The 24926-nt window shown below is 58.3% G+C and carries 23 protein-coding genes; 19 read left to right on the forward strand and 4 right to left on the reverse strand.

Features of this window, described 5'->3' with window-relative positions; all coding sequences use genetic code 11:
- The first annotated feature begins 22 nt into the window (after positions 1-22).
- A complete protein-coding gene (locus tag ACR6AS_RS03965; RefSeq protein ID WP_293769632.1) occupies positions 23-589 on the forward strand; it encodes a TorD/DmsD family molecular chaperone in 567 nt (188 codons plus the stop codon).
- Position 590: 1 nt separating this feature from the next.
- Here ACR6AS_RS03965 and ACR6AS_RS03970 read toward each other — a convergent pair whose 3' ends face one another.
- Together ACR6AS_RS03970 and ACR6AS_RS03975 are read right to left on the reverse strand one after the other, a co-directional pair.
- Positions 591-1970: a CoA transferase gene (locus tag ACR6AS_RS03970; protein WP_434161185.1), complete on the reverse strand. Its 1380-nt coding sequence runs from the start codon at positions 1968-1970 to the stop codon at positions 591-593.
- 45 nt (positions 1971-2015) lie between these two features.
- A complete protein-coding gene (locus ACR6AS_RS03975; RefSeq protein WP_111141716.1) occupies positions 2016-2900 on the reverse strand; it encodes a DMT family transporter in 885 nt (294 codons plus the stop codon).
- 172 nt (positions 2901-3072) lie between these two features.
- Between ACR6AS_RS03975 and ACR6AS_RS03980 the strand changes: the two genes are divergently transcribed.
- On the forward strand, positions 3073-3801 hold the full coding sequence (locus tag ACR6AS_RS03980) for a glutamine amidotransferase (protein WP_367395402.1): 729 nt from the start codon (positions 3073-3075) through the stop codon (positions 3799-3801).
- On the opposite strand, the gene ACR6AS_RS03985 is transcribed toward ACR6AS_RS03980, so the two are convergent.
- Positions 3789-4352, reverse strand: a complete 564-nt coding sequence (locus tag ACR6AS_RS03985; protein WP_434161188.1) for a class I SAM-dependent methyltransferase — start codon at positions 4350-4352, stop codon at positions 3789-3791. The two genes, ACR6AS_RS03980 and ACR6AS_RS03985, sit on opposite strands and share 13 nt — an antisense overlap.
- A 232-nt stretch (positions 4353-4584) precedes the next feature.
- Between ACR6AS_RS03985 and exaC the strand changes: the two genes are divergently transcribed.
- The 10 genes from exaC (at position 4585) to tssC (ending at position 18394) form a co-directional block, all read left to right on the forward strand.
- Positions 4585-6105: an acetaldehyde dehydrogenase ExaC gene (gene exaC, locus ACR6AS_RS03990; protein WP_293769647.1), complete on the forward strand. Its 1521-nt coding sequence runs from the start codon at positions 4585-4587 to the stop codon at positions 6103-6105.
- 1066 nt (positions 6106-7171) lie between these two features.
- Complete coding sequence (locus ACR6AS_RS03995) at positions 7172-7768, forward strand: SH3 domain-containing protein (RefSeq protein ID WP_111140784.1); 597 nt, start codon at positions 7172-7174, stop codon at positions 7766-7768.
- Positions 7769-7791: 23 nt separating this feature from the next.
- Positions 7792-8292, forward strand: coding sequence for a type VI secretion system lipoprotein TssJ (gene tssJ, locus ACR6AS_RS04000; protein WP_111140783.1), 501 nt, complete (start codon positions 7792-7794; stop codon positions 8290-8292).
- A 5-nt stretch (positions 8293-8297) separates the two neighbouring features.
- Positions 8298-9638 carry a type VI secretion system baseplate subunit TssK gene (tssK, locus tag ACR6AS_RS04005; RefSeq protein WP_293770250.1) on the forward strand — a complete coding sequence of 447 codons (1341 nt, stop codon included), beginning with the start codon at positions 8298-8300 and terminating at the stop codon, positions 9636-9638.
- Between the two features lie 17 nt (positions 9639-9655).
- Entirely contained in the window at positions 9656-10894 is a 1239-nt protein-coding gene (locus tag ACR6AS_RS04010) for a DotU family type VI secretion system protein (protein ID WP_111140782.1), read from the forward strand.
- A 3-nt stretch (positions 10895-10897) separates the two neighbouring features.
- Positions 10898-14527: a type VI secretion system membrane subunit TssM gene (gene tssM, locus ACR6AS_RS04015; protein ID WP_434161191.1), complete on the forward strand. Its 3630-nt coding sequence runs from the start codon at positions 10898-10900 to the stop codon at positions 14525-14527.
- A gap of 14 nt (positions 14528-14541) precedes the next feature.
- Positions 14542-15258, forward strand: a complete 717-nt coding sequence (gene tagF, locus ACR6AS_RS04020; protein WP_111140780.1) for a type VI secretion system-associated protein TagF — start codon at positions 14542-14544, stop codon at positions 15256-15258.
- A 16-nt stretch (positions 15259-15274) separates the two neighbouring features.
- Positions 15275-16288, forward strand: coding sequence for a type VI secretion system protein TssA (gene tssA / locus ACR6AS_RS04025; RefSeq protein ID WP_111140785.1), 1014 nt, complete (start codon positions 15275-15277; stop codon positions 16286-16288).
- A 76-nt stretch (positions 16289-16364) separates the two neighbouring features.
- Complete coding sequence (gene tssB, locus ACR6AS_RS04030; RefSeq protein WP_111140779.1) at positions 16365-16898, forward strand: type VI secretion system contractile sheath small subunit; 534 nt, start codon at positions 16365-16367, stop codon at positions 16896-16898.
- A complete protein-coding gene (gene tssC / locus ACR6AS_RS04035) occupies positions 16895-18394 on the forward strand; it encodes a type VI secretion system contractile sheath large subunit (RefSeq protein ID WP_111140778.1) in 1500 nt (499 codons plus the stop codon). Before tssB ends, tssC begins: the two co-directional genes overlap by 4 nt.
- 254 nt (positions 18395-18648) lie before the next feature.
- Here the strand turns inward: tssC and ACR6AS_RS04040 are convergent, their stop codons facing one another.
- Positions 18649-18864: a hypothetical protein gene (locus tag ACR6AS_RS04040; protein ID WP_434161193.1), complete on the reverse strand. Its 216-nt coding sequence runs from the start codon at positions 18862-18864 to the stop codon at positions 18649-18651.
- 316 nt (positions 18865-19180) lie between these two features.
- Here ACR6AS_RS04040 and ACR6AS_RS04045 point away from each other — a divergent pair, with 316 nt between their 5' ends.
- The 7 genes from ACR6AS_RS04045 to ACR6AS_RS04075 all read left to right on the forward strand — a co-directional run bounded on the left by ACR6AS_RS04045 (position 19181) and on the right by ACR6AS_RS04075 (position 24916).
- Positions 19181-19663 carry an Hcp family type VI secretion system effector gene (locus ACR6AS_RS04045; RefSeq protein WP_010246100.1) on the forward strand — a complete coding sequence of 161 codons (483 nt, stop codon included), beginning with the start codon at positions 19181-19183 and terminating at the stop codon, positions 19661-19663.
- A 49-nt stretch (positions 19664-19712) separates the two neighbouring features.
- On the forward strand, positions 19713-20204 hold the full coding sequence (locus ACR6AS_RS04050) for a type VI secretion system amidase effector protein Tae4 (RefSeq protein WP_111140776.1): 492 nt from the start codon (positions 19713-19715) through the stop codon (positions 20202-20204).
- Positions 20201-20566 (forward strand): T6SS amidase immunity protein Tai4 family protein, encoded by a 366-nt coding sequence (locus tag ACR6AS_RS04055; RefSeq protein ID WP_111140775.1) that lies wholly within the window; start codon positions 20201-20203, stop codon positions 20564-20566. The genes ACR6AS_RS04050 and ACR6AS_RS04055 overlap by 4 nt, the downstream gene beginning before the upstream one ends.
- Positions 20567-20645: 79 nt before the next feature.
- Entirely contained in the window at positions 20646-20858 is a 213-nt protein-coding gene (locus ACR6AS_RS04060; protein ID WP_434161196.1) for a lysozyme inhibitor LprI family protein, read from the forward strand.
- A gap of 419 nt (positions 20859-21277) precedes the next feature.
- On the forward strand, positions 21278-23152 hold the full coding sequence (gene tagH / locus ACR6AS_RS04065) for a type VI secretion system-associated FHA domain protein TagH (RefSeq protein WP_434161198.1): 1875 nt from the start codon (positions 21278-21280) through the stop codon (positions 23150-23152).
- Positions 23149-23940 (forward strand): PP2C family protein-serine/threonine phosphatase, encoded by a 792-nt coding sequence (locus tag ACR6AS_RS04070; RefSeq protein WP_293769681.1) that lies wholly within the window; start codon positions 23149-23151, stop codon positions 23938-23940. The genes tagH and ACR6AS_RS04070 overlap by 4 nt, the downstream gene beginning before the upstream one ends.
- Before the next feature lie 10 nt (positions 23941-23950).
- Positions 23951-24916: a hypothetical protein gene (locus tag ACR6AS_RS04075; RefSeq protein ID WP_367395406.1), complete on the forward strand. Its 966-nt coding sequence runs from the start codon at positions 23951-23953 to the stop codon at positions 24914-24916.
- The last annotated feature ends 10 nt before the right edge of the window (positions 24917-24926 follow it).

Genomic DNA, 24926 nt, shown 5'->3' on the forward strand with positions numbered 1-24926 from the left:
TTGCCTCAAGGAAATCTGACTCATGAATGAGTTTTCCATTCTCTGCCGCATCATCGGCTCACTGTTTAACCGTCAGCCGCAGGATCCATTGCTGGTGCCGCTGTTCACGCTGTTGCGTGAAGGCAAACTGCAGTCGCAGTGGCCGCTGGAGCAGGATGAGCTTCTGACGCGTCTGCAGCAGAACAGCGATCCTCAGGCGCTGGCCGCCGACTACAATGCGCTGTTTATTGGCAGCGACTGCAACGTGCCGCCTTACGCCTCACAATGGCCTGAAGGCAAAACCGAGCCGGAAGTGCGTGCATTCTTAACCTCGCGCGGTATGCCTCTGAGCGATGCGCCTGCTGACCATTTTGGTGTGATGCTGCTGGCGGCGTCCTGGCTGGAAGACCAGTCCGCAGAGGATGAGAGCGCCGCGCAACTGGCGCTGTTCGAAGAGTATCTGCTGCCGTGGTGCGGCGCGTTCCTGGGCAAAGTGGAGGCACACGCCAGCACCGCCTTTTACCGTACGCTGGCGATGCTGAGCCGCGAAGCGATTCAGGCGATGTACAACGAACTGCTGGAAAGCCGCGAATCGGGCGACGACGCCTGATTTACCATTCTGCCGGGTGGGTGCCCGGCGGCGATCCGGCGGTAGCACAGAGCTGCGGCGTGCCGGGCAGTCGGGCAGCGGCCTTAAGCCTGACCCCGAACCCCCACGGCGTTAATTCATAACAGGGCAGGTTATCGTTCACCTGCGGCACAATGCCGGTGCCCGCGAGATGATCCGCGGGATGCTGCTGCAACAGCCAGGCGGTGCGCGCCAGCGACAGCCGTACCTGGCTGCCGTGTCCGGCTGTCAGACGTCGCCGTAATCCCTCCAGCACCGCCGCCGCCAGCAGATAGCCGGTGGCATGATCCAGCGCCTGAACCGGCAGCGGCACCGGCTTATCGCTCTGCTGCCACTGCATTCCCCGTTCGGCAATCCCGCAGCCCATCTGGACCAGACTGTCAAAGCCGCGACGATTGCGCCACGGCCCCTGCCAGCCCCAGGCATTAAGACCCGCATCGACCAGACCCGGTGAGAGGGAGTGCAGCGTTTCTGCATCAAACCCGAGCCGCTCAAGTGCATCGGCCCGATAGCCATGAACCAGCACGTCGGCTTCGCGCAGCAGGCGAACAAACTGCGCACGATCGGCAGGCTGGGTCAGATCGAGCACCGCGCGGCGTTTGCCACAGCTCATCTCCTCATCCAGCGTCGGCTCCTGCCAGCCGGGCGGATCGATGCGCAGCACGCGGGCGCCCAGACTGGCAAGAAAGCGGGTCGCAACCGGCCCGGCTATTATCCGCGTCAGATCCAGAACGCGGATGCCCAGCAGTGGTCGGGCGCGGGGCAGCAGCCACGCAGGTGCCGGAGCCGGAAGGGTGCTCTGCCAGCTGAACAGCGGTTCACGCTGCACCGCCAGGCCCTGCGGATGTTGCTGCCAGGCAGCGGCGCTGCGCATCTCAGCCGCGCAGCCGCCTGCGTCAATGATCGCCTGCTCCAGTTCGCTGGCCTGCCACTGCCGGACCTGTCGCGCCAGCGCCGGGCGATCGGCATGACGGCCCAGCACCCGCTCCATCGCCTGGCGATGATGCGCCGCGTTCGTGTGCAGACGGATCCAGCCATCCCGGCTCTGATAGTCGCCCGCAAAGAGGTCCCACAGGGCGGGTGCTGCGCGATTCAGTGGACAGAAGCTCTGCTGAAACCAGCGTGAAGCGAGCCGGACGTTCACGGTGACGGGCGGCAGGATCATGTCAGGGCTGGAGGCAGCGAGCAGGTCGGCGACGGCCTGCGTCGCGAGTCCGGTGCTGGTGGCCGCCAGCTCGCTGACGGCAAGGGCGGAAGAGAAAGTGGCGCGATCGGTAAAGACGGGAAGCGGCCTGATAGCGTCGTGGCCCCGCAATCCCTGCTGCATCTGCTGCCACAGCGAGCCAGCGAGCGATAAGTCCATGCTGAATTTCCTTACGGCGGTTTTATCTAAGCATAGCAGGCGGTATCAGCGCCGCCGCAGGCGGGGAAAGCGGGCGTGCATCCGCAGATTACGCAGGTTCAGAACTGCGATAGCGGTGCCCAGCACCACCAGAGAAGCGCCGATAATCTTGAAGCTGTTAAGGCTGTCGCCCAGTACCACAATTCCCATCAGCACGGAGAGCACCGGCGTCAGCAGCGAATAGGGCATGATCAGGTTGACGTTGTACTTCTTCAGCAGCATATACCACAGCGTATAGGCGACAATCGAAGACGCGATGGCGCTGTAGAGAATGGCGAACCAGCCGCGCCAGCCCGCATGTTGCAGGGCATAGAGCTGATGGGACTCCATCACCAGACTGGATCCGCCGACGATCGGTATCGCCAGAAACGCAATCCATCCGGTCATGGTCAGCGGCTTGATCGGCGGTGACTTTTTCACGATCAGATTACTCACCGCCCAGCCGGTGGCGCTGCACAGCAGCAGGCAGAGCACCCACCATGAAGGAATGGTGGGGCTGCCGGAGAGCACCACCACGCCGCTCAGCGAAATCATGATGCCCATCAGCTGCACCAGTTTCAGATTCTCTTTGAGCACCGCCATCGCCAGCAGCATCGCAATCGGCGTGCCCAGCTGCACGACAATCGCGCCGGTGCCGGCATCGGTATAGCGCAGGCCGACGAACAGCAGCGAGAAGTGCATAAAGCCGAACGTGAAGGCCAGCAGCAGCAGCCAGGGCAATTGCTGACGGGTAATGCGACAGAAGGGCACCAGCACTATCGCCACCACGACAAAACGCATAAACGTCAGAAACAGCGGCGGCAGCTCCAGCAGACCCCATTTCACCGCGACGTTATTAAAGGCCCAGATAGAGACCACCATCAGAATCAGAAAAAAATGCCGCACAGCCACGATAATATCCTTTCGATGTTTTTTGCATAGCCTGCTAATGATGGCACGAACTCCGGCAATCCAGCCAATCGCTGGCAGAAATTTTCTGCGACAGCCCCGCCGCCTGGTGAGACTTTTTATGGCATTGATGGCAGACTGATTTGAAACGACTTCTGAGAGGATCTGATTCGGTATGACCCCTGCATCCGCCTTACCCCTTGCGTTAATTCAGCTTGAAGTCCCGCCCGCAAACGTCGTCGCGCAGATTGGTGAACAGCCACGCTGGTTCATTGATGCACTGGATCTGCAGCCTGATGATTACCTGATTGTCCGGCCCCATCTGGGCGAGGCGTTGCCCGATTTTGATCAGATTTCCGGCGCGATCCTCAGCGGCTCCTGGGCGATGGTGACCGATCACGCCGACTGGAGTGAACGCAGCGCCGCCTGGGTACGGGCAGCGATCGACCATCGGTTGCCGCTGCTGGGCGTCTGTTACGGCCATCAGCTGATGGCCTATGCGCTGGGCGGTGTGGTGGCGGACAATCCTCAGGGCTGGGAGCGTGGCCTGTTACCGATTCGCTGCACGGAACAGGCGCAGCGCGATCCGCTTCTGCAGAGGCTGCCCGCCTCGTTCAGCGTCTGGCTGTCGCATCGTCAGTCGGTGATCACCGCGCCGCCTCACGCGCAGGTGCTGGCGTCGTCTGGGCGCGATGGCTGTCAGATCGTGCGCTATTCGCCGCAGGCGTTATCGGTGCAGTTTCATCCCGAATTTTCCCGGCCGATTATGAACGCCTGTCTGCCGCCGGACACGATCGAAGAGTGTGCCGGGCGCGACATTGAGGGCAAAGACTGGGCGCGTGAACTGCTGGTCTCATTCTGGCAACAGACGTGCCCGGTCGTCAGACAGGCTCAGGGCGCGTAGTGACGGGTACAGCGATAGACCCAGGCGGGCGGCACATTCTTCAGCACCCTCTGGCGCTCCCAGGTGAAGTAGCGTGAGAGATCCGGCTGGGTCAGCGAGGTGTACTGGAACTGCACAAAGACGCCGTCCGGCCCCAGCGCGTTGAATACCGCCCGCAGAATGGCTTCACGCAGGTCAGGCGGTAAGGATAACAGCGGCAGGCCGGAGAAGATCGCGTCATATTCGCCGTTCAGATATTCAGCCGAACAGGTGCGCACAGTCATGCGGGAGTCGTCGAGGGCATTCAGCCTGTCCGCCAGGGCGGTGCTGATCTCAAAGGCATCCAGGGTGGCGTCGGGGGCCATCTGCGCCAGTATCTGTCGCGTCAGCACCCCATCGCCCGCGCCGAGTTCGGCGATGCGTAATGTTTCAGACCACTGAACCGACGCGGTCATCGTCCGGCACAGGGTCTCTGATGAGGGCGTAATGCTGCCCATCTTGCGCGGGTTACGAATAAACTGATGCACGAAACTGGCCTTGGTGCGCATCAGGGTCATAGCTGAAGCCAGCATACTCATCTCCGTAATCTGTTCATCCTCACGTTGACCCCGCCACGCCGCACAAGTTTCTCGCGGCATCCGTCTGCAGGGAAAAGTCAGAATATTCCTGAGACACCCCGGAAACGCCTAATCCTTCGGAGCGGTCACAGTTTCGGCCTGAAAGACCTGACACTCTCTTGATGTTGCATCATGTTAATAACAAGTTTCACTATTGTTGCATCAGTCACCTTTCAGGAGAATGACCATGCGTTACGCCGCCCCCGGAGAACAGGGTTCTCTGATTACGCTACAAAAGAATTATGGCAACTTCATTAATGGTGAATTTGTCGCGCCGGTGAAGGGAAACTACTTTACCAATACTTCACCGGTGAATGGATCGGTGGCCGGTGAGTTCCCGCGTTCGGATGCGGCCGATGTGGATAACGCGGTGGCCGCGGCTGCAGCGGCCGCTGATGCCTGGGGTAAAACCTCGCCGCAACAACGCTCGCTGCTGCTGCTGAAAATTGCCGATCGGCTGGAGCAGCATCTGGAAACGATGGCGGTGTATGAAACCTGGGACAACGGTAAACCGGTGCGCGAAACGCTGGCGGCCGATATGCCACTGGCGGTGGATCATTTCCGCTATTTTGCGGGCTGTCTGCGGGCACAGGAGGGCAGTGCCGCCGAGATCGATGAGTTCACGGCGGCCTACCATTTTCATGAGCCGCTGGGCGTCGTCGCGCAGATTATCCCGTGGAACTTCCCGCTGTTAATGGCCGCCTGGAAGCTGGCACCGGCGCTGGGCGCAGGTAACTGCGTGGTGCTGAAACCGGCTGAACAGACGCCGCTGTCGATTACCGTCTTTGTGGACTTGATTAAAGATCTGCTGCCTCCGGGCGTACTGAACGTGGTGCACGGCTTTGGTAAAGAGGCGGGTGAGGCGCTGGCTTCACATCCCGGCATCGCCAAGGTTGCCTTTACCGGTTCTACCGCCACCGGCGGCCATATTCTGGAACTGGCGGCCAAAAGCCTGATCCCGTCGACCGTCGAACTGGGCGGTAAATCCCCTAACATCTTCTTTGAAGATATCATGCAGGCGGAAGAGAGCTTCATCGAGAAAGCCGCAGAGGGGGTAGTGCTGGGCTTCCTGAATCAGGGCGAAGTCTGTACCTGTCCGTCACGCGCGCTGGTGCAGGAGTCTATCTACGAACCCTTTATGGCGGCCGTGATGAAACGGGTAAAAACCATCAAACGGGGCGATCCGCTGGATACCGACACCATGGTCGGCGCTCAGGCCTCGCAGCAGCAGTTTGACAAAATCCTCTCCTATCTGGAGGTGGCGCGTCAGGAGGGAGCGGAAGTGCTGGCTGGCGGCGGCATCGAGAAGCTGGATGACGCGCTCAACAGCGGCTATTACATTCAGCCGACGCTGCTGAAAGGCAACAACAGTATGCGGGTGTTCCAGGAAGAGATCTTCGGACCGGTCATCGGCATCACCACCTTTAAAGATGAAGCGGAAGCGATCGCGATTGCCAACGACTCTATTTATGGTCTGGGTGCCGGCGTCTGGACCCGCGATATTAACCGCGCCTACCGGGTGGGCAGGGCGATCAAAGCGGGGCGCGTCTGGACCAACTGCTATCACCTCTATCCGGCCCATGCTGCCTTTGGTGGCTACAAGAAATCGGGCATCGGGCGTGAAACCCATAAAATGATGCTGGATCACTATCAGCAGACCAAGAATCTGCTGATCAGCTACAGCATCGAACCGCTGGGCTTCTTCTGATTCACAGGCGGAATCTGGCGGTGCCCCTGCGCGCAGCCACAACAGAACCACGCTTCGGCGTGGTTTTTTACGTTAAGAGGTGCGAAGAGTCAGGAAATATCTGATGACCACGCAACAAAAATGCGCCGATAAAGAACAATTAATCAGTTAGTTGAAAAATTAAACCGACAGATTTACGGTTTCTTTTAGCCTGAAAGCCCTCTCATTTCGCATCCGACATTCTTATTTGCAGTGGTACTGATATAACCCTCTGATATGTCTGGCAATATCTGAAAGCCATCCGCAGTTCTTTCCATCCCAGCCTTACGTCACCTCTGCGCCCACTGCGCCAGCAGTCCATCGAAGAGTACCAGATTTTACATGAGACTTTTTAATGGCCGCTTCGGTTCTGCGCTTTTTTTGCATAAAAACACTTCAGAATATCGGAAGTTTTTAGGAATCGTCTTAGTAGGCAGTTCAAAATCTGATAATATTTGCATTAACTCTATATATTAAATTTTTCTTATTAAAATACCGGGCGGCGTGTGCCGTTGAAATTCCGTAAATCTTCTGTAAACTTATCGATTAAATTTACAATATGAATGTGATTGCAGACTCACGGGCAGGATCTCTCTGGCTCGTGCGGTAGCTATGGATTAACGGATCTATTGTAAATGCATGTATTTAAAGCTATTTATTTAGTTATTCGAGATTTTCCATGCAGGTATATGCTCAACAATAACGCGCTTGCGATTAATGTTTTAATTAAAAGCGGTCGTTAAATAGCCAGGTATGGTATAAGGAAAACTTGGGTTTCCCCCGCCTTCCTGAATCAGACACAAAAAAAACGATCATATTTCTGATCGATTTTTCGCGCGACTGATTTCCTTCTCGCGCCGTTTTCATCCCCGATGCTGCTTTTTTATACTTAATATTATTTGATCAGTCGGCATTTTTGCTGACCGCAGCCTCCAGGCATTTTGATTCAGGGGTGGCTTTAAGGCTGGTACTAATGGCCTTCTTCACCCGTGATATTTCCCGATTTTCATCACTGACTCCCGGCCTCTGGCCTCTCTTCAAGGTATGAATGGAACACAACATGAAAAAAATGGTGAAGCTTCGTATTGCGTTAGGGCTGATGTTTGTTTTCTCTGTCGCTGGCTGTAAAGCGCCGCCGCAAATGACGGATGACACGCTGGTCACCAGCACCGTGGATGGCGTGGTACTCAGCCATCGCTATGCGGTCAAACCGCCCGCGCAGTTCACACCGGTCAATGAAACCTATCGCGCGCTTTATCCCGCCTCGGTCATGAACCATCCTGGTTATGGCGGCAAAGTGGTGGAGACCCTGAAAAGCGGTGAAAGCTATACGGTGATTGGTCAGGTGGAGAACAACTGGCTGGCGCTGGGTGAAGCGGCCGACACCGCAGCCGACGCGCAACCCGAAACCGCCACCCCGCCAGCGAAAGAGGGCGATAAACCTGCGGCACCGCAGGCTGCCGTCAGGCTGACAGGCTATGTGCCGTTCCGCGCGGTGGTGAAAAGCGAACTCTATGACCAGACCATCAAAGCCGATCAGCCAAAACGTCGCGTTCGCACCAGCAAGAAAAAAACCTGTGTTGCGGTTAACGGCGACAGCACCGCCTGCCAGAACAGCACTAACGGAACCTGGATCATTAACTAATTGCATCGGGCAGGGAGGGCTTCATGACGAGAAATATGTCACTACGGAGTGGGCTGATCGTGTTGCTGGTGTGGCTGCTATCAGCCTGCAGCAGTAGCAGCAGTCAGCCGCCAGCGACCTACTACAACCTGACGGTGCGGGCGGAGAACCAGCTTAACGGCGGTGCGCCACTGAAAGTCCGGGTTATGCTGCTGAGTTCAGATGCCGGGTTCATGTCAGCCGATTTCTACTCCCTGCAAAACCCGTCTGCCGACGCACAGGGCGGCGCGCAGCTCAATACCCAACAGTTCTTCCTGACCTCAGACCAGCGCAGCAAAACGCTGCGTATCAGGAGCCTGCCCGAGGCGCGCTTTATCGGCATCATGGCTGAATACCAGATGCTGGATGGCAAAATCTGGCGACTCTCGCTGCCGGTTCCCGAAGGCGAGTCACCTTCATTCTGGGCGTTCTGGAAACGTAACGATGGCGAGCTGAATGCGCATATTGTGGCGGGAACGAATGGCCTTCGCGTGGAAAAACAGTGATGCCGATGAACAGAGCGGAAAAAGTCGTCTGGACGGAGGGGATGTTTCTGCGTCCTCACCATTTCCAGCAGTCAGAAAATTATCTCCTCAGCACCCTGCGGGAGTGGGGGCAGTTGCAGCGCGCCTACACCTGGGGTTTTTACGATCTTGAGTTTGATGAGGCGCTGCTGCGTCAGGGCAAACTGGCGCTGAGTGCCGCCAGCGGCTGTCTGCCGGATGGCACCTTCTTTGCCTTCAGCCAGCCACAGCATGGCCCGGCCCCGCTCGATCTGCCTGCGTCGGTTGATCGCAGCAAAGTGGTGCTGGCGATTCCGGCCCGGCGCAACGGCCGTGAGGCCGTGGCGTTTCAGGAGTCGCACGATTCGCTGGCGCGCTACCTGGCCTGGGAAACGGAGGTGGAAGATGACAACGTGCAGGCGGTGGGCAGTGCCACGGTGCAGTTTGGCAAACTTCGCCTGCGCCTGATGCTGGAGCAGGATCTGACCGCCGAGTGGACCGCGATGGGCGTGGCGCAGGTGATCGAAAAACGCAGCGACAACCATATCCGGCTCGACAGCGACTACATTCCGCCGATGCTGACCCTGAACAGCAGCCGTCCGCTGCAGAACATGTTCAACGATCTCCACGGGCTGATCCAGCAGCGCAGCCAGCAGCTGAGTCAGCGCGCGCCGGGCACCGGCCGTTTCAACAGCGCCGATATGGTCGATTTTATGCTGCTGGCGCTGCTTAACCGGCAGCTGGGCCTGCACAGTCATCTTCAGCATCTGCCGCTGCTGCATCCCGAAACACTCTTCAGCCACTGGCTGCAGCTGGCGGCAGAACTGAGTACCTGGACGCCAGCCCGTGCGCCTGAAGGGCTGCCGCTTTACGATCATGACGATCTGAATAGCTGTTTCAGCCGTCTGTCGCTGCTGCTGCGTCAGGGGCTCTCGCAGGTGATGGAAGAGAGTGCTATCCAGCTGCCGCTGACCCAGCGTTCACACGGGCTCAACGTGGCGACCGTGCCGGAAAGCAGCATGGTGCATGAGTTTGGCTTCGTGCTGGCAGTGAAAGCCAGCGTGCCCGCTGACACCCTCATCACCCATTTCCCTGCGCAGATGAAGGTCGCGCCGGTCAGCAAAATCCGCGATCTGGTACAGCTGCAACTGCCGGGTCTGGCGCTACGGTCGATGCCAGGCGCCCCGCCGCAGATCCCCTGGCATTCAGGATATAGCTATTTCGAACTGGATAAGAACAGCGAACTCTGGAAAGAGATGGAGCGCTCGGGCGCTTTTGCGCTGCATCTTGCCGGTGAGTTTCCGGGCCTGAGCATGGAGTTCTGGGCCATCCGTAGTCAGTCAGAATAATAAACCGAGCACGCAGCATGATGCAGGAACAACCCCAGTCACACAGCGATCTTGCGCCGGATACCAGCCACCAGAATGTGCTTGTCGCGGCGGCCAACCCTCTGATTAATGCCATTCCCCAGATCCGTCACTCGCTCTCCCATGAGGATCCGGCGGCACTACGTCAGCAACTGATCGATCAGATCCGTCGCTTCGAGCTGAGCTGCCAGCAGTCCGGCGTGGGCTATGAAGTGATCATCGGCGCACGTTACTGCCTCTGTACCGCACTCGACGAGGCGGCGGCGCTGACACCCTGGGGCAGCCGTGGCGTCTGGACCAGTAACGGTCTGCTGGTAACGTTTCACAACGAAACCTGGGGTGGCGAGAAGTTTTTCCAGCTGCTGGCCAGGCTGTCACAGAACCCCAGACGCCACATCCTGATGCTGGAGCTGATCTACTTCTGCCTGCTGCTGGGATTCGAAGGGCGCTACCGCGTCCTGGACAATGGCCGCTCCCAGCTGGAGACCATTAAGCAGCGTCTGCTGCAGATGATCAAAGGCGTGCGCGGCAGTTATGCGGCGGCGCTGTCACCGCATCCTACCGATCAGCCCGTGCTGCGCAAACTGTGGCGGCCGATGATCCCGCTCTGGGCCTGTGCGGCCGTAGCGGGGCTGGCAGCCTGCCTCTTCTATATCGTCCTGAACTGGCGCCTGGGCGATTACACCTCGCCGGTGCTCGCCCGCATCTATCAGACGGTGCTGCCGGAGGTGAAGATTGGCAATCCTGCGCCGCCACCGCCTGCCACGCTGAACCTGCGGGCCTTCCTGAAACCGGAGATTGATGCCGGGCTGGTGGCCGTGCGCGACGAAGCGGATCGCAGTGTGGTGACGCTGAAAGGGGATGGCCTGTTTGCCTCCGCCGCTACCGAGGTTCGCGGCCGCTATACCGGAGTGATCCAGCGTATCGCGGCGGCGATGAACAACGTCAGCGGCCAGATTCAGGTGATTGGTTACAGCGACAACGTGCCGATCCGCAGCGCCCGCTTTGCCTCTAACTTTGAGCTTTCGCTGGCACGCGCCCGGTCGGTGCAGAGCCTGCTGCAGCAGCAGCTGGCACAGCCGTCACGGGTCAGGGCGGAAGGGCGCGGCGAAAGCAATCCGCTGGTACCGAACACCAGCGCAGAAAATCGCGCACGCAACCGTCGTGTGGAAATCACGCTGCTGGTGGCACCGGATGCAACGCAGGCTGAACTCAACGGCCCGGCAAGAGGGAACTGATCCATGCTGAATATTCTGTTTGCCGTGCTGACCAGCCGCCTGGCGTGGGGCTTTGTCGGCATTACTGCGCTCTCCTTTATTATCTGGGTGATTGGCCCGGTATTCTCGATCGTCGATTCGCGCCCGCTGGAGCCGGAGCAGAACCGCATGATCAGTATCGCGCTGCTCTATCTGGTGTGGGGGCTGGGGCAGGCGATCCCGCGACTCTATAACTTCTGGCTCAACCGCAAGCTGATGTCGAGCCTCGAAACCGGCAAGAGTGATGCGCCGGACGCCGATCGTCAGCGGCTGACCAGCGAAGAGCAGGTGCTGGCAGGGCGCTTCTCGGAGGCCACGGAGATGCTGAAAAAGGCGCACTTCCAGCGTCACAGCAGCAGAGGCCGTCCGTTCTGGGCGCAACGCTTTGGTCGGCAGTATCTCTATCAGCTGCCGTGGTACATGATCATCGGCGCGCCCGGTGCCGGTAAAACCACCGCGCTGGTTAACTCAGGGCTGCAGTTTCCGCTGGCGGATAAGTTCGGCAAATCGGCGCTGCGCGGCATCGGCGGCACCCGCAACTGCGACTGGTGGTTCACTAATGATGCCGTGCTGCTGGATACCGCCGGGCGCTACAGCACCCAGGAGAGTCAGCAGGAGCGGGATGCCAGCGAATGGCACCATTTCCTTGACCTGCTGCGCAAATATCGCGGACGTCAGCCGATCAATGGCGTGATCGTCACCCTGAGCGTCTCTGACCTGCTGAGCCAGTCACCCGAAGCGTTGCGCAACCAGGCGCTGGCGCTGCGTCAGCGCCTGATGGAGTTGCACGATCGTCTCGGCATCCGTTTCCCGGTCTATGTGCTGGTTACCAAGGCTGACCTGCTCAAAGGCTTTCGCAGCTACTTCGCCTCGCTGGATAAAGCCCAGCGCGAGCAGATCTGGGGCTTCACCTTCCCGTGGGCGCAGGCGTCAGCCGCAGATTTTGAGCTTAACAGCCAGTTCCAGCAGGAGTATTCACTGCTGCAACAGCGGCTCGATGCCGGACTGGCCGATCGGCTGCTGATGGAGAGCGATCCCCAGGCCCGCGCCGAAAGTTACCTCTTCCCGCAGGAGTTCGCGGCGCTGCGGCCGCTGCTGGCCGAGGCGCTCGACACGCTGTTTGCCCGTTCCGATTTCGAAACGCAGTTTGCACCGCGCGGGATCTACTTTGCCAGCGGCACGCAGGAAGGTCTGCCGTTTGATCGGGTCATGGGCGAGCTGAACCGCGCGCTGAATCTGTCGGGTCAGCAGACGGGCGAATCGGGCAGCTGGGATCAGGTCAATAAAGAGTCCCCGATTCCACAAAACAAAGGGCAGAGCTTCTTCCTGAAAGGGGTGCTGGAGGATGTCATTTTCCAGGAGTCCGGGCTGGCTGGCAGTAACCGCTGGTGGGAGTTGCGCAATCGCGCGGGGCTGTGGTCAGGCTATCTTGCCCTGCTGCTGCTGTTACTGGTGGCGGGTGCGCTCTGGCTCACCAGTTACAGCAAGAACAAATCCTATCTGCAGGAGATGGCGGCCAAAACGCCGCAGGTGGAGCAACTGGGCGACCAGCTCCGGCAGCAGGTTAATGGCGATCTCTTTGCGCTGGTGCCTTATCTCAACACGCTGCTGCACCTGCCGGAGAGCGCCGATTTTTCGCTGGACTCACCGCCGCTGACGCGCCGGATGGGGCTGTATCGCGGCACGGAAGTCAGTGATGCGACCCGCGCCCTCTATGAGAAAGCCCTGAAGCAGCTCCTGCTGCCGCAGGTGGCGCAGAACATCACCCGCTGGCTGCGGGCCGATAACGGCAGCGATGCGGACTACAGCTATGAGGCGCTGAAAGCGTATCAGATGCTCTATCAGCCTAAGCACTACGATGGCAGATTCCTGCAGGCCTGGCTGATGCTCAATCTGTCGCGTGAGCTGCCGCAGAACGTGACCCAGCAGCAGGTGAAGCAGCTGGCGTGGCATCTGCAACAGCTGCTGGAGACGCAGATCCACGCCTCACCTTATGCGAAGGATGAGGCCCTGATTAAGCGCGAACAGGCGCTGATCAATCAGATGCCGCTGTCACAGCGCGTCTATGGCCGGCTGAAGCGCCTGTTGCAGCGCAGCGATACGCTGCAGACGGTCACGCTGGCGTCGCTGGGCGGGCCGCAGAGCGAGCTGGTCTTTTCGCGCAAAAGCGGTAAATCGGTGAATGACGGGGTGGCGGGTCTCTATACGCCGGAGGGGTACTGGCAGCATGTGGACAAACAGATAGCGCCGGTCACTCAGGCCCTTTACAAGGACGATCTCTGGGTGCTGGATGGTGCGGCACCTGCACAGAAAAGCGAGCAGACCGATCTGGCCGTGCGCCAGCTCTACGTACAGGACTACATCCGCCAGTGGGAGCAGTTCCTGAGCGATATTCAGCTTAACAGCAGCGCCGACCTCTCGCAGCGCATCAACACGGCACGTCTGCTCTCCGGCAATCACTCGCCGCTGCGCCAGCTGGTTATCAACCTCAGCCGCTTGCTGACGCTGAACCGGGCGCAGCCGGATGAGAAAACCGCTCAGGCGGCAAAGCCTCTGGACAACAGCGCCACCCGCACCCTTGAAGCCCTGTTTAGCTCGTCCGACGCCGCTGCCGCGCGTGGACAGGCCACCAGTCAGACCACGCCGGAGCAGGCGGTGGCCGTGCACTTTGCGCCGGTTATTGAGCTGGCCCAGCCGCTGCAGCAGGGCAGCAAGGTACTGGCGGTGGATGATTTCCTGCACCAGATCGATGATCTGTATCGCTATCTGACAGCGGTCCAGGATGCTGCAAACAGCGGGATGCCACCACCGGCCAGCGATGCCATCAGTCGTCTGCAGGCCAGCGCCGGTCGCCTGCCGGGTTCTCTGCAGAATATGGTTTCCAGCATGGCGGTGGGGGCCAGCAGCGATGCCCAGCGCCGCGACATGGATAACGTCCGTAAGCGCATCACCATGGAAGTGGGCAGTTTCTGCCGCCAGGCGATCGCGGGTCGCTATCCGCTGGTTCGCTCCGCGCGCAGCGAAGTGACACCGGACGATCTGGCCCGGATGTTTGCGCCGGGCAGCGGCATGATGGACAGTTTCTTTCGTGACAACCTGGCCAGCAAAGTGGATACCACCAATGCCGCGTGGCGCTTTACGCCGGGTATCGACGGTAAAAGCCTGCCGGGCGGCGAAGCGCTGCTGCGTCCTTTCCAGCAGGCACAGTCGATTCGGGATGCCTTCTTTGCCAACGGTGCCACCACGCCTGGCTTCCGCGTCACGCTGCGCACCGTCAGAATGGACAATGAGATCCTTAACCTGACGCTGGATGTCGACGGACAGATCCTGCGTTACAGCCACGGGCCGCAGGCGGTGCAGATGGTCAGCTGGCCCGGTCCGGGCGGCACCAGCCAGGTGCGGATGCAGCTTGGCCTCACCAACGGCACCACCTCCACGCTGGTCACCAGCGGTCCCTGGGCGCTCAATCGTTTCTTTGACCGTGCCCGCGTTACCGCCGCCGGAGGGCTGACACGCGACGCCACGTTCAGCGTGGATGGCCATCAGGTCACGCTGTCGTTTACCCCAGGCAGCATTCGTAATCCGTTCCAGCTTCCCGGCTTTAGCTGCCCCTGAAACAGGACCCGAACATGACTCATTACGCTGCACCCTGCTGGTACGGCAAACTGCCCAGCGCGGGTGACTTTGTTAAGCGCCGCTTTCCTGACGTGATCTATCGCCAGTGGTCCAGCTGGTTTCAGGTGGGTCTGCACCACTGGCAGAGCAATCAGGAGAGCGACAACGCGCCCTCGCGCCCGTTTCTCAACGCGCCGGTCTGGAATTTTGTGGTGCCCCCGATGCTGGGCAGCCAGCTGATCCAGATGGGCTGCCTGATCGCCGCACGGGACAGCGTCGGGCGCAACTATCCGCTCTGCGCGCTGCGCTACTTTACGCCTGCAGAATGGTCGCCCGCGCTGCTGGCCCGCTCCGGCGACTGGTATCAGCAGGTGGGGAATACCCTGCTGCGGGTGGTGCAGGGGGGCGGATCGCCGGAACAGCTCGACCAGGCGCTGCTCAGCATTCCTCAGCCGCAACCGCCGCAGGAGGCCAGCGAGTCGTCTGACATTCTCGACGTTATCGGACATGGCGATACCCCTTCGACCCTGAACTGGACGCTGCCGGGCGAGCATTTTGATCCGCAGTTCTACACCAGTTACTGGTGGACCAATCAGAGCGACGGTTTTCCGCTCTATACCCAGGTTCACAGCGGCAACTTCACTGCTCAGCTCTTTTCCCTGCTGTTCGATCCGGCCGGTGGGGCAAAACCCGGCCGGAACGGCCTTTATCCCCCGATGTTTGAATCCTGAGGCGACGAGCGTGACGATAAATACAGAAACTTTGCTGGCGCCGATCGGCGATGAAAATCCCGGTGGTGACAACCTGGAATATGATGCCGATTTTCAGGCGATGGAGCAGGCGAGCGCCGGTAAAGCCGAACAGCAGTTTGGTGACACGATCATTCCGGCAGAACCGGCAGACTGGAATAAAGTCGAGAAGCTGGCGATAGCCCTGCTGGGCCGCAGCAAAGATTTGCGGGTAATGCTGACGCTGACCCATGCCTGGACCGAACTGAAGGGATTGCCGGGCTATGCCCAGGGCCTGAAGCTGATTGAACAGGCGCTGCTGCTCTACTGGGAACCGCTGTGGCCCCGGCTGGAAGAGGCGGGCGAAGCGGATCCTTTCTTCCGCATCAATGCGCTGGCGTTGCTGGGCGACAAATCTGCCCTGAGCGCAGCGGTGCGCCAGAGCTGGCTGCTGCGCTATCCCTCTGACGGTATCACGCTGCGCGATGCCGCCGCCCTGTGCGACGGCAGCAAAACCGAAGTCACTGAGTATCCCGGTGGCCTGCCACGTCTGACCGACGAACTGGCGCGCGCGGATCAGCCCGGTATCGGTGCGGTGCTGCAGATCCATGAGCGGCTGCAGACCATCTGCGAAACCGTGGCCGAACGGCTGGGTGAGGCGGCGGTGCCGGAACTGGCGCTGCTGCGCCGACAGATTGCCCTGGTCGCCGAACGCTGCCAGGCCACCGACCTCAGTACATTACTGCCCGCAGCCGCGGCGGAACCGCCCGCAGAGACCGCTGCCGCGCCCGCACCGGCGGCGGCGCGTGCGGCCGCTGACTGGCGCAGCGTGCAGATCGGCTCCCGCGCCGATGCGCAGCTGATGCTGGAAAAAGTGAAGCTCTATTTTACCCGGCATGAGCCGAGTCATCCTGCACCGCTGATGATCGACCGCGTTCAGCGCCTGATCGAGCGCGATTTTATGGAGATCATTCGCGATCTCGCGCCGGATGGCGTACATCAGCTCGAAACGCTTTTCGGACGTCGCGACTAAGACGTCAACCTCTCACACAGCAGGACCTGCGCGCCTGCTGTGACACGTTATCCGCGCATCATTAATGGAGAAAACCATGGCAACAAGTAAATCCAGTGGGCAAAAGTTCATTGCCCGCAATCGCGCACCCCGCGTTCAGATTGAATATGACGTGGAAATTTATGGCGCGGAACGCAAAATCCAGCTGCCGTTTGTGATGGGCGTGCTGGCGGACCTGGTCGGGAAACCGCTGGAGCCGCAGCCCGGCATCGACGAGCGTAAGTTTCTGGAGATCGACATCGACAACTTCGATGAGCGCATGAAAGCGCTGAAGCCGCGCGCGGCATTCCAGGTCGACAACACCCTGAACGGCGAAGGCAAGCTGAACATCGATCTCACGTTTGACAGCATGGATGACTTTTCGCCGGATGCGGTGGCCCGCAACGTCGAGCCGCTGAACACGCTGCTGGAAGCACGCACCCAGCTGGCAAACCTGCTGACCTATATGGACGGCAAAAACGGGGCAGAGGAGCTGATTGGCAAGGTTCTGCAGGACCCGACGCTGCTGCAGGCGCTGACGCATCTGCCTAAGCAGAATAACGCCACTGACGATAAGGAGCCGCAGGCATGACGCAGAGTTCACAACAGTCGCAGTCGCAGGACGCGGTCAGCTTCAGCCAGGATGAGTTCAGCGCGCTGCTGAACAAAGAGTTCCGGCCAAAAAGCGATCAGGCGCGCGCGGCGGTCGAAAGCGCGGTGAAAACCCTGGCGCAGCAGGCGCTGGAGAACACCGTCACGGTGTCCAGCGATGCGTATCGCACCATCCAGGCGCTGATTGCCGAGATCGACGAAAAGCTCTCTCAGCAGGTCAATCAGATCATTCATCATCCGGAGTTTCAGTCGCTGGAGAGCGCCTGGCGTGGCCTGAGCTACCTGGTCAACAACACCGAAACCGACGAGATGCTGAAAATCCGCTTTATGAGCATCTCCAAGCAGGAACTGGGCCGCAGCCTGAAGCGCTACAAAGGTGCGAGCTGGGATCAAAGCCCGCTGTTCAAGAAGATTTATGAGCAGGAGTATGGTCAGTTCGGTGGCGAGCCGTTTGGCTGCCTGGTCGGCGACTACTACTTCGATCACAGCCCGCAGGATGTCGAGCTGCTGGGTGAGATGGCCCGCATTGGGTCGGCTGCGCACTGTCCGTTCATCACCGGCACGGCGCCCGAAGTCATGCAGATGGAGTCCTGGCAGGAGCTGGCGAACCCGCGCGATCTGACCAAGATCTTCCAGAACACCGAGTACGCCGCCTGGCGCAGCCTGCGTGAGTCGGAAGATGCACGCTATCTGGGCCTGGTGATGCCGCGCTTCCTGGCGCGTCTGCCCTACGGGATCCGCACCAACCCGGTCGACAGCTTCGACTTTGAAGAGCAGACAGACGGCTCCGATCACAGTAACTATGCCTGGAGCAATGCGGCGTACGCGATGGCCGCCAACATTAACCGCTCATTCAAAGAGTATGGCTGGTGTACCGCTATCCGCGGCGTGGAGTCGGGCGGGGCTGTCGAAAATCTGCCGTGTCATACCTTCCCGAGCGATGACGGTGGCGTGGACATGAAGTGTCCGACCGAGATCGCCATCAGCGATCGCCGTGAAGCCGAGCTGGCGAAAAACGGCTTTATGCCGCTGGTGCATCGTAAGAACTCCGACTTCGCCGCCTTTATCGGTGCGCAGTCACTGCAGAAGCCGATGGAGTATCACGACGCCGATGCCACCGCCAATGCCCGTCTGGCCGCGCGCCTGCCTTACCTGTTCGCCTGCTGCCGCTTCGCGCACTACCTGAAGTGCATCGTGCGTGACAAGATCGGCTCCTTCCGCGAGCGCGATGAGATGGAACGCTGGCTGAACGACTGGGTGATGAATTACGTCGATGGCGACCCGGCTAACTCCTCGCAGGAGACCAAGTCACGCAAGCCGCTGGCGGCTGCCGAGGTGAATGTGGAAGAGCAGGAGGATAACCCGGGCTATTACGCCGCGAAGTTCTTCCTGCGTCCGCACTACCAGCTGGAAGGGCTGACCGTTTCGCTGCGTCTGGTCTCCAAACTGCCTTCACTGAAAAATGATAATGCTTAAGGGCTGAACAGGATGCGTGGTGTCCGGGGCGACCGGGCATCACGCAGTCTCTGAATGGATGGCAAGGTGTGAAGCTCTGCACACTGTCATTTGCTGAGCTGTCACCCTGATCTGATTTTAATATGCTAAGCGGGTTTTTCTGTATTCAGCCTGGGTTGTTTCTGTGATGAGAAAGCTTGTAAATGCCGTTCTGTCTTTTCATTCAGGAACGGCGTGGCCACAGATTTAGGCGATGGCAGATAAACGTAAACAGATTAATGAATATTTTTACGTATTAGCCTGTTCAGCATAATAACAATGGCTATGCAGGCAGCAATAAAGAGCGCTTTACCAGCAAGTAAGCCTGAAGAGCAGGCGTTAACGCTTCCATAACGGGCAACCAGATAGATTGAGCTTACAAGATCAACAATGGCATAAAGAGAGATCAGCGATAACAGGATTATCAGGAAAACTGAGAAGACCTTTTTCATCTCTATTCCTTCCATGAATATTTAATGTGCCGGGCGGCTATATAATATTGATCATGGTGCTGTCCATAAAATGGGCACCTTACAAAGCGTAAAACAGTGTGTTATCCGGTTATTGATGTTTTCGCACTATAAATGCATATCTATTTTGTCCGGTTAATGACCGGCAATACGAATTCTGAAATATGGTTTATGACGATATTTCAGAAGCAAGGCAAAGGTAAAATATGGACTGTTTTATTCAGCCCCATGCTTTTCTTTTTGCCATATCCTTGCTTTTTTGAAAGCAATAATCGCAACCAATAAAGAGTGAAAGATAATGGCTATTGATATGTTTATGAAGGTTGACGGAGTCACCGGCGAATCGAAAGATTCAAACCACACCGGCTGGACTGATATCACCTCTTTCTCATGGGGTGCCTCTCAGCCAGGCAACATGTCTGTGGGCGGCGGCGGTGGTGCCGGTAAAGTTAACTTCAACGACCTGCACGTTAACGCGCTGATCGATAAATCCACCACGGCGCTGCTGAAGAACTGCGCCAGCGGTAAGCATCTGGCAAAAGTCGAACTCTCTATCTGCAAAGCAGGTGGTTCTCAGGTTGAGTACGCACGTATTACTCTGGAAGACGTGCTGGTGACCGCTGTGAACTATAACGGTTCCGACAACGGCGATACCCTGGGTATGACTTACTCCTTCCAGGCTTCTAAAGTGAAACAGCAGTACTGGGAGCAGAGTTCTTCCGGTGGCAAAGGCGCAGAGAGCAGCGCGGGCTGGGATATCAAAGGCAATAAAGAAGCGTAATATTGCTCGGCAGCCTCCCCTCAGGGGAGGCTTTGAAAGGAGTTTTGCTATGGCACATTTAAGACCTCAATTTTCAGCTGCCTGGAACCGCTTCTCAGAAGTTAATGTTTCCGTCGAGAAGGTTGGAGAAATATTGGGTGGAAAAGTAGAAGCAAATATCGCCGCCAGAATTTTCGAGAATGCCTGCCCAATCAGAATGAGCTATGTTCTTAATTACACTGGCCTTCCTGTTCCCGCAAACAGTCGTTATGCGACCGTAACGGGTAAAGACAAAAAGCGTTATATGTTTCGCGTCAACGATATGATGGACTTTTTAGTCAGCGCGTTTGGTCAGCCAGACCTGACAGTGAAGTCACCAAAACCCGGTTCATTTAACGGTAAACAGGGGATTATTGTTTTTCAGGGGAGTGGCTGGAGCAATGCCCGTGGGCACGTGACACTCTGGAACGGCAATATCTGCTCTGATACCTGTCACTTCCTGGGTGGCGCAGAAAATGGTAGTTTTGTTCCTGATGTTGCCTCCCTGTGGATTCTGAAATGAAAAAATTACTGATGTTACTGGCTCTGACGCTATCTCCTGCAGTGCTGGCGATAACGCCTCCGGCGCCAGACTCCTTTAAGCAACCGCAGATTTTCAGCAACTGGCTTCTGAACCGCTGTGCAGGTAAAGCTGCCACTGACAAAGTTTTCAGCGATGATGCCTTCAAAAGTGCGTCAGCCTGGTTAGAGGTAAGCAATCTCCCTGTTGAAGCCTTCAGTGATGGCGATAAATTAATCAATGCGTATTTGAAGATGGATCTGACCGGCTCAGTCAAAGGAAGCTTCAATATGATGAAATGCACATTACTTTCGCAAAGCCAGGATGCAAAAGTGCTTTACGAAAAATATAAAAATAAAAGTTAACATCAATGGTGAGTTTCTGATGAAATGTTATTGTTTACTGCTATGCGTTTAAGCTACTTATGTTTCTTCCATCCATGCGATGAGTGATTGTTCAAACGGGAATAACGCTCAGGAAGTTAACGAATGTGCAGAAAAAAATAAAACAGAGTCAGAGCTGAATTTAAATAAAGAGTATAAAGCGGCGAAAATCCGAATCGAGCACCTTTATAAAGGCCATGATCAGGAGTCCAGCCAGTACCGAAGCGCCTTTGTTGATACTCAGCGCAACTGGCTCAAATACCGTGATAGTTAGTGCAGGCTGGAAGCCTATACCGCTGAAGAGGGCAGCGATGCTTATGTGAGCGTCATGAATTCCTGTATTGATCGTCTCGATAAGGAACGCACTGCAATTCTGAAGCAACTGCCTTACTGATTACCCAGAGAGATTAATGTCTGTTTAAAATTCAAAAAAAAACCACTCTTATTCGTCTCTGATATGCTGTCTTTTCGGGTTCGGAATTATGCTGCACGCTTCTTTAAGTAAGAATTGGTTCCCGTCGCAGTCGGTTTTATTTATTAACCAGTAAATCTGTCAATTTAAGTAATGTATCCGGCATCACCAATTGAAATAAAATCAACCCCAAAATTAAACGCTCCCGCTCCCTATACCCCGCACTTTTCCCCGAGAGGTGCGCGGTATAGATGCCGAACCGCTAACCGCAGGAATCCGTTATGCGCTTTACGATAATAACGACCAAACCCGGCCAACAGCCGCCGCAGACTCATTGTGACTTCTTTCCGCCCGGCGGTACGATTGGACGCGGCGTGGATAACAATCTGGTGCTGCCGGATGATGACCGGACACTCTCCCGCCTTCAGGCGATTGTGCACATCACCGCAAACGGTGAGTGCCGCCTGACCAACCGTGGCAATGTAACCCGCGTGCTGCTCAACGACATTCCGCTGGAGCGCGGCCGCCAGGTTGAGCTGCAGGATGGGGACATTCTGGGCATTGATGATTACCAGCTGCTGGTCAGCGACCTGAACAGTGCGTCGCAGCCGCAGGTGGAAAGGGCAATTCCGCGTCCTGAGGCGATCCGGCCCGCAACGGTGGCTGATGAGCCACCCGTGGAAAAAGCCGCCACGGCCGCGATTCCGAGTGAAATCTGGGACAGCCTGGCAAAAGAGTTTTCGATCTCAGACGATCTCTCTAAACGCAAACCGGTGCCCGAAAAGCCGGAGGGGAACCCCCTGACCGCGCCAGCCTCGCCGGATCGTAATCCCGAAGATCCGCTGGCCCAGCTGGTGAACGACGCGCCGCTGGACTATGGCCAGCAGCCGAAAAATCGCAGCCTGTTTGATGAAGGCGATGCGCTGTTTGCGCAGCAGGGCATTTTCGACGATCGGACGCCCAGCGCACTGTCGGCTCAGCAGAAAACCGCAGCGCAGCAGCCCGACAAACCCGCCGCTGAACTGGACCCGTTGAGCCTGTTCGACGGTGAAAGCAGCATGGATGCGCGCAATCACGACGATCCCCTGGGCCTGATGATGGGCAACGCGGTGCCGCTGGCTCAGCCAGAACCACCTGCAGCGAAACCGGCGACCCTGCACGCAGCGCCTCAGCAAGCGTCACGGCCTGAAGGGCCTGCCGCACGTTCAGCAGAGCAGCCGCCTGCCAGTCTGAACGAAGCAGAATCGCCATTATTCAGCTTCAGTGAACCTCACAATCCGCCATCTGACGCGGATAACCCTTCTCAGCCCCAGGCGCCGGAGCCGCTGCCGCCGATCGATGAAGAGCGCGCCGTCCCGGCGGAGGCTATCAATCCGCAGAACGACTATGGCGGGATAACGCTACCCACGCCGCAGGCGGTGCAGCGCACGCCAGCGCCGACGCCGAAAGGGCGTCTGCGTATCGATCCGGTCGCATCCGGTCACCAGCCTGCCGCTGCCGTGCCGCCATCGGCACCGAGCCAGAGTAGTGGCGACGCCCTCAAGGGTGAACTGCTGGATGCGCTGCTGGAGGGGATGGGCCTGCGCGATCTGCAGCCGACCCCCCAGTTCGACCGCGAACAGATGCTGCAGTTTGGTCAGATGCTCAGCATGTTCTCGCAGGGCACGGTCGCGCTGCTCTCATCGCGTTCGATCCTGAAGCGTGGGGTCAAGGCCGACATGACGGTGATCCTCGACGACGCCAACAACCCGTTCAAACTGCTGCCGTCGGGCAAAACCGTCCTGATGCAGATGTTCGGCAGCCGGATGCCAGGTTTTATGCCGCCGCGTCAGGCAGTGCGTGATGCGCTGATCGATCTGCAGGCGCACCAGCTGGGGATGATCGCCGGAATCCGCGCCATTATCGCCTCAATGCTGCAATCCTTTAACCCGGAGCAGCTGGAGGAGGAGGCGCGTCAGGCAGGGTCGGTGTCCCGCATCGGGCTGCCGGGCAGCCGTAAAGCGGCGCTGTGGGAGCATTTTGTTCAGCGTTACGGCGAGACGGCGGGTGAGATCGAAGACGATTTCCACACCCTGTTTGGCGAAGCGTTTCTGCACGCCTATGACCTGGAAGTCAATCAATACAAAGACTCACAAACCCACACGGATGACGCATGAATATCACTATTGCCTCGACGTCGAATCAGGGCGATCGCGCCAGTAATCAGGATCAGATCGGTGATGTCATCGGTAAACGTTCCGCCTGCTTTGTGGTGTGCGATGGCGTGGCTGGCTTTCCCGGCGGGGAGATCGCTGCATCGATAGCCCGCAGCAGCCTTCTGCAGGCGTTTGACGGGGATGCGCATCTGGATGCGCAGTCGATTCGCCGTTACGTCAATCACGCGAATCACGCTATCCGGCAGCAGCAAAAGGTCAGTAGCGAACATAGCCGCATGGGCACCACGCTGGTCAGCCTGTTTATCGACCGCGACTACCATCTGGCCTGCTGGGCCCATGCCGGTGACAGCCGCCTCTACCTGTTCCGCCGCGGCTATCTCTATCTCGTGACCACCGACCACAGCCTCGTGCAGCAGATGAAGGATGCCGGACATCGCACCGACGGCATCAACAGCAACCTGCTCTATTTTGCGCTGGGAATGGGCGATGAGCAGCGCGACGCCAGCTACAGCGACGTGGTCGGCATCGAAGATGGCGACGCCTTTTTACTCTGCACGGATGGTTTCTGGCACGGCGTAACACTGGAGCAGATGCAGCAGTCGCTGCACATGGTGAATACGCCCGCAGAGTGGCTGACGCTGATGCAGCAGATCATTAAAAACGACCAGCCGGATGAGGGGCAGCAGGATAATTTCAGTGCGCTGGCCGTCTGGATTGGATCGCCTCAGGACACCACTTTACTGCACTCGCTCTCTGAAGCAGCGCAGTTTTTCCCTCTGCGAGATTGAGAACGCCAACATGAAATATGGATTAGTGGCTCTGGCTGCGTTGCTGCTCAGCACGCAGGTTTATGCTGAAAATTATCGCATCGTCCAGTCCCCGGCACAGAAACTGGATGTCTGGATCGATGATGTCAAAAACAACCAGCTCTCAAGCTGGTGTAACAGCACGGTCAATCTACGCATCGTCACCCTGGGTGAAAAAGATGCCGGGGTGCTGAAGGCGTTTCTGCCCCGGGTAGCCGGACTGATGGCCTCACAGTGTAAACCGCTGCAGACGCTGCACTGGCAGCTGACGGACGAGCAGGGCGCTGAGATTGCTACAGGCAGTGCCGCCCGCCCTCAGCAGTGGAAAACCGTCGTGACGCCGGCCGCGCCGCAACAGCCAGCTTCCGCTGTGGCTGCTGACCCCTTACTCAACGCGGCTCAGGCCGATACCTCACCCTGGCTGCAGTTCAGCCTGCTGGATGGCTGCCATTTCCGCACCTGGTGGCGACATCCGGCGCAGGGCAGCGCGCTGTTTATCCCGGCGAAGCAGGGGCTGACCTGTGGCGCCGATGGCTGGCTCAGCGGCCACAGCAGCCTGACGCAGCAGGGCAACGGTGCGTCAGCCGCAACCGGCGTCACCTTCCTGCAGGGCTTCCCGGTTTCGGGACTGAGCAATCAGTTACCTACCGCCGAACTGCATATTACGACGGTTAATAGTGAGCGCATGGTGCTGGGCAACGAGAAGTCGCCGGATAGCTGGCTGGTTCTGCCGTTCAGCAACCGCTTCAACGGCTGGCAGGCGACACGGCAGGTGGTGGTGCAGATGCCGGTCAGCGAAGCGGCCGATCAGAGTGAGCTACAGGCGCGTCTGCAGGAAGTCCGCAAGGTCTGGTCACCGTGGCTCAGCGGCGATGCCACGCTGAGCGTGCAGCTGGTGGAAAAACTGCATCCCGAACTGAAAGATCCCGCCGCCGCGGTCTATCGCACCGTTAACTGACGCAAAGGAG

The sequence above is a fragment of the Pantoea phosphatilytica genome (genome assembly GCF_051025615.1).
In the GTDB taxonomy this organism is placed as follows: Bacteria; Pseudomonadota; Gammaproteobacteria; order Enterobacterales; family Enterobacteriaceae; genus Pantoea.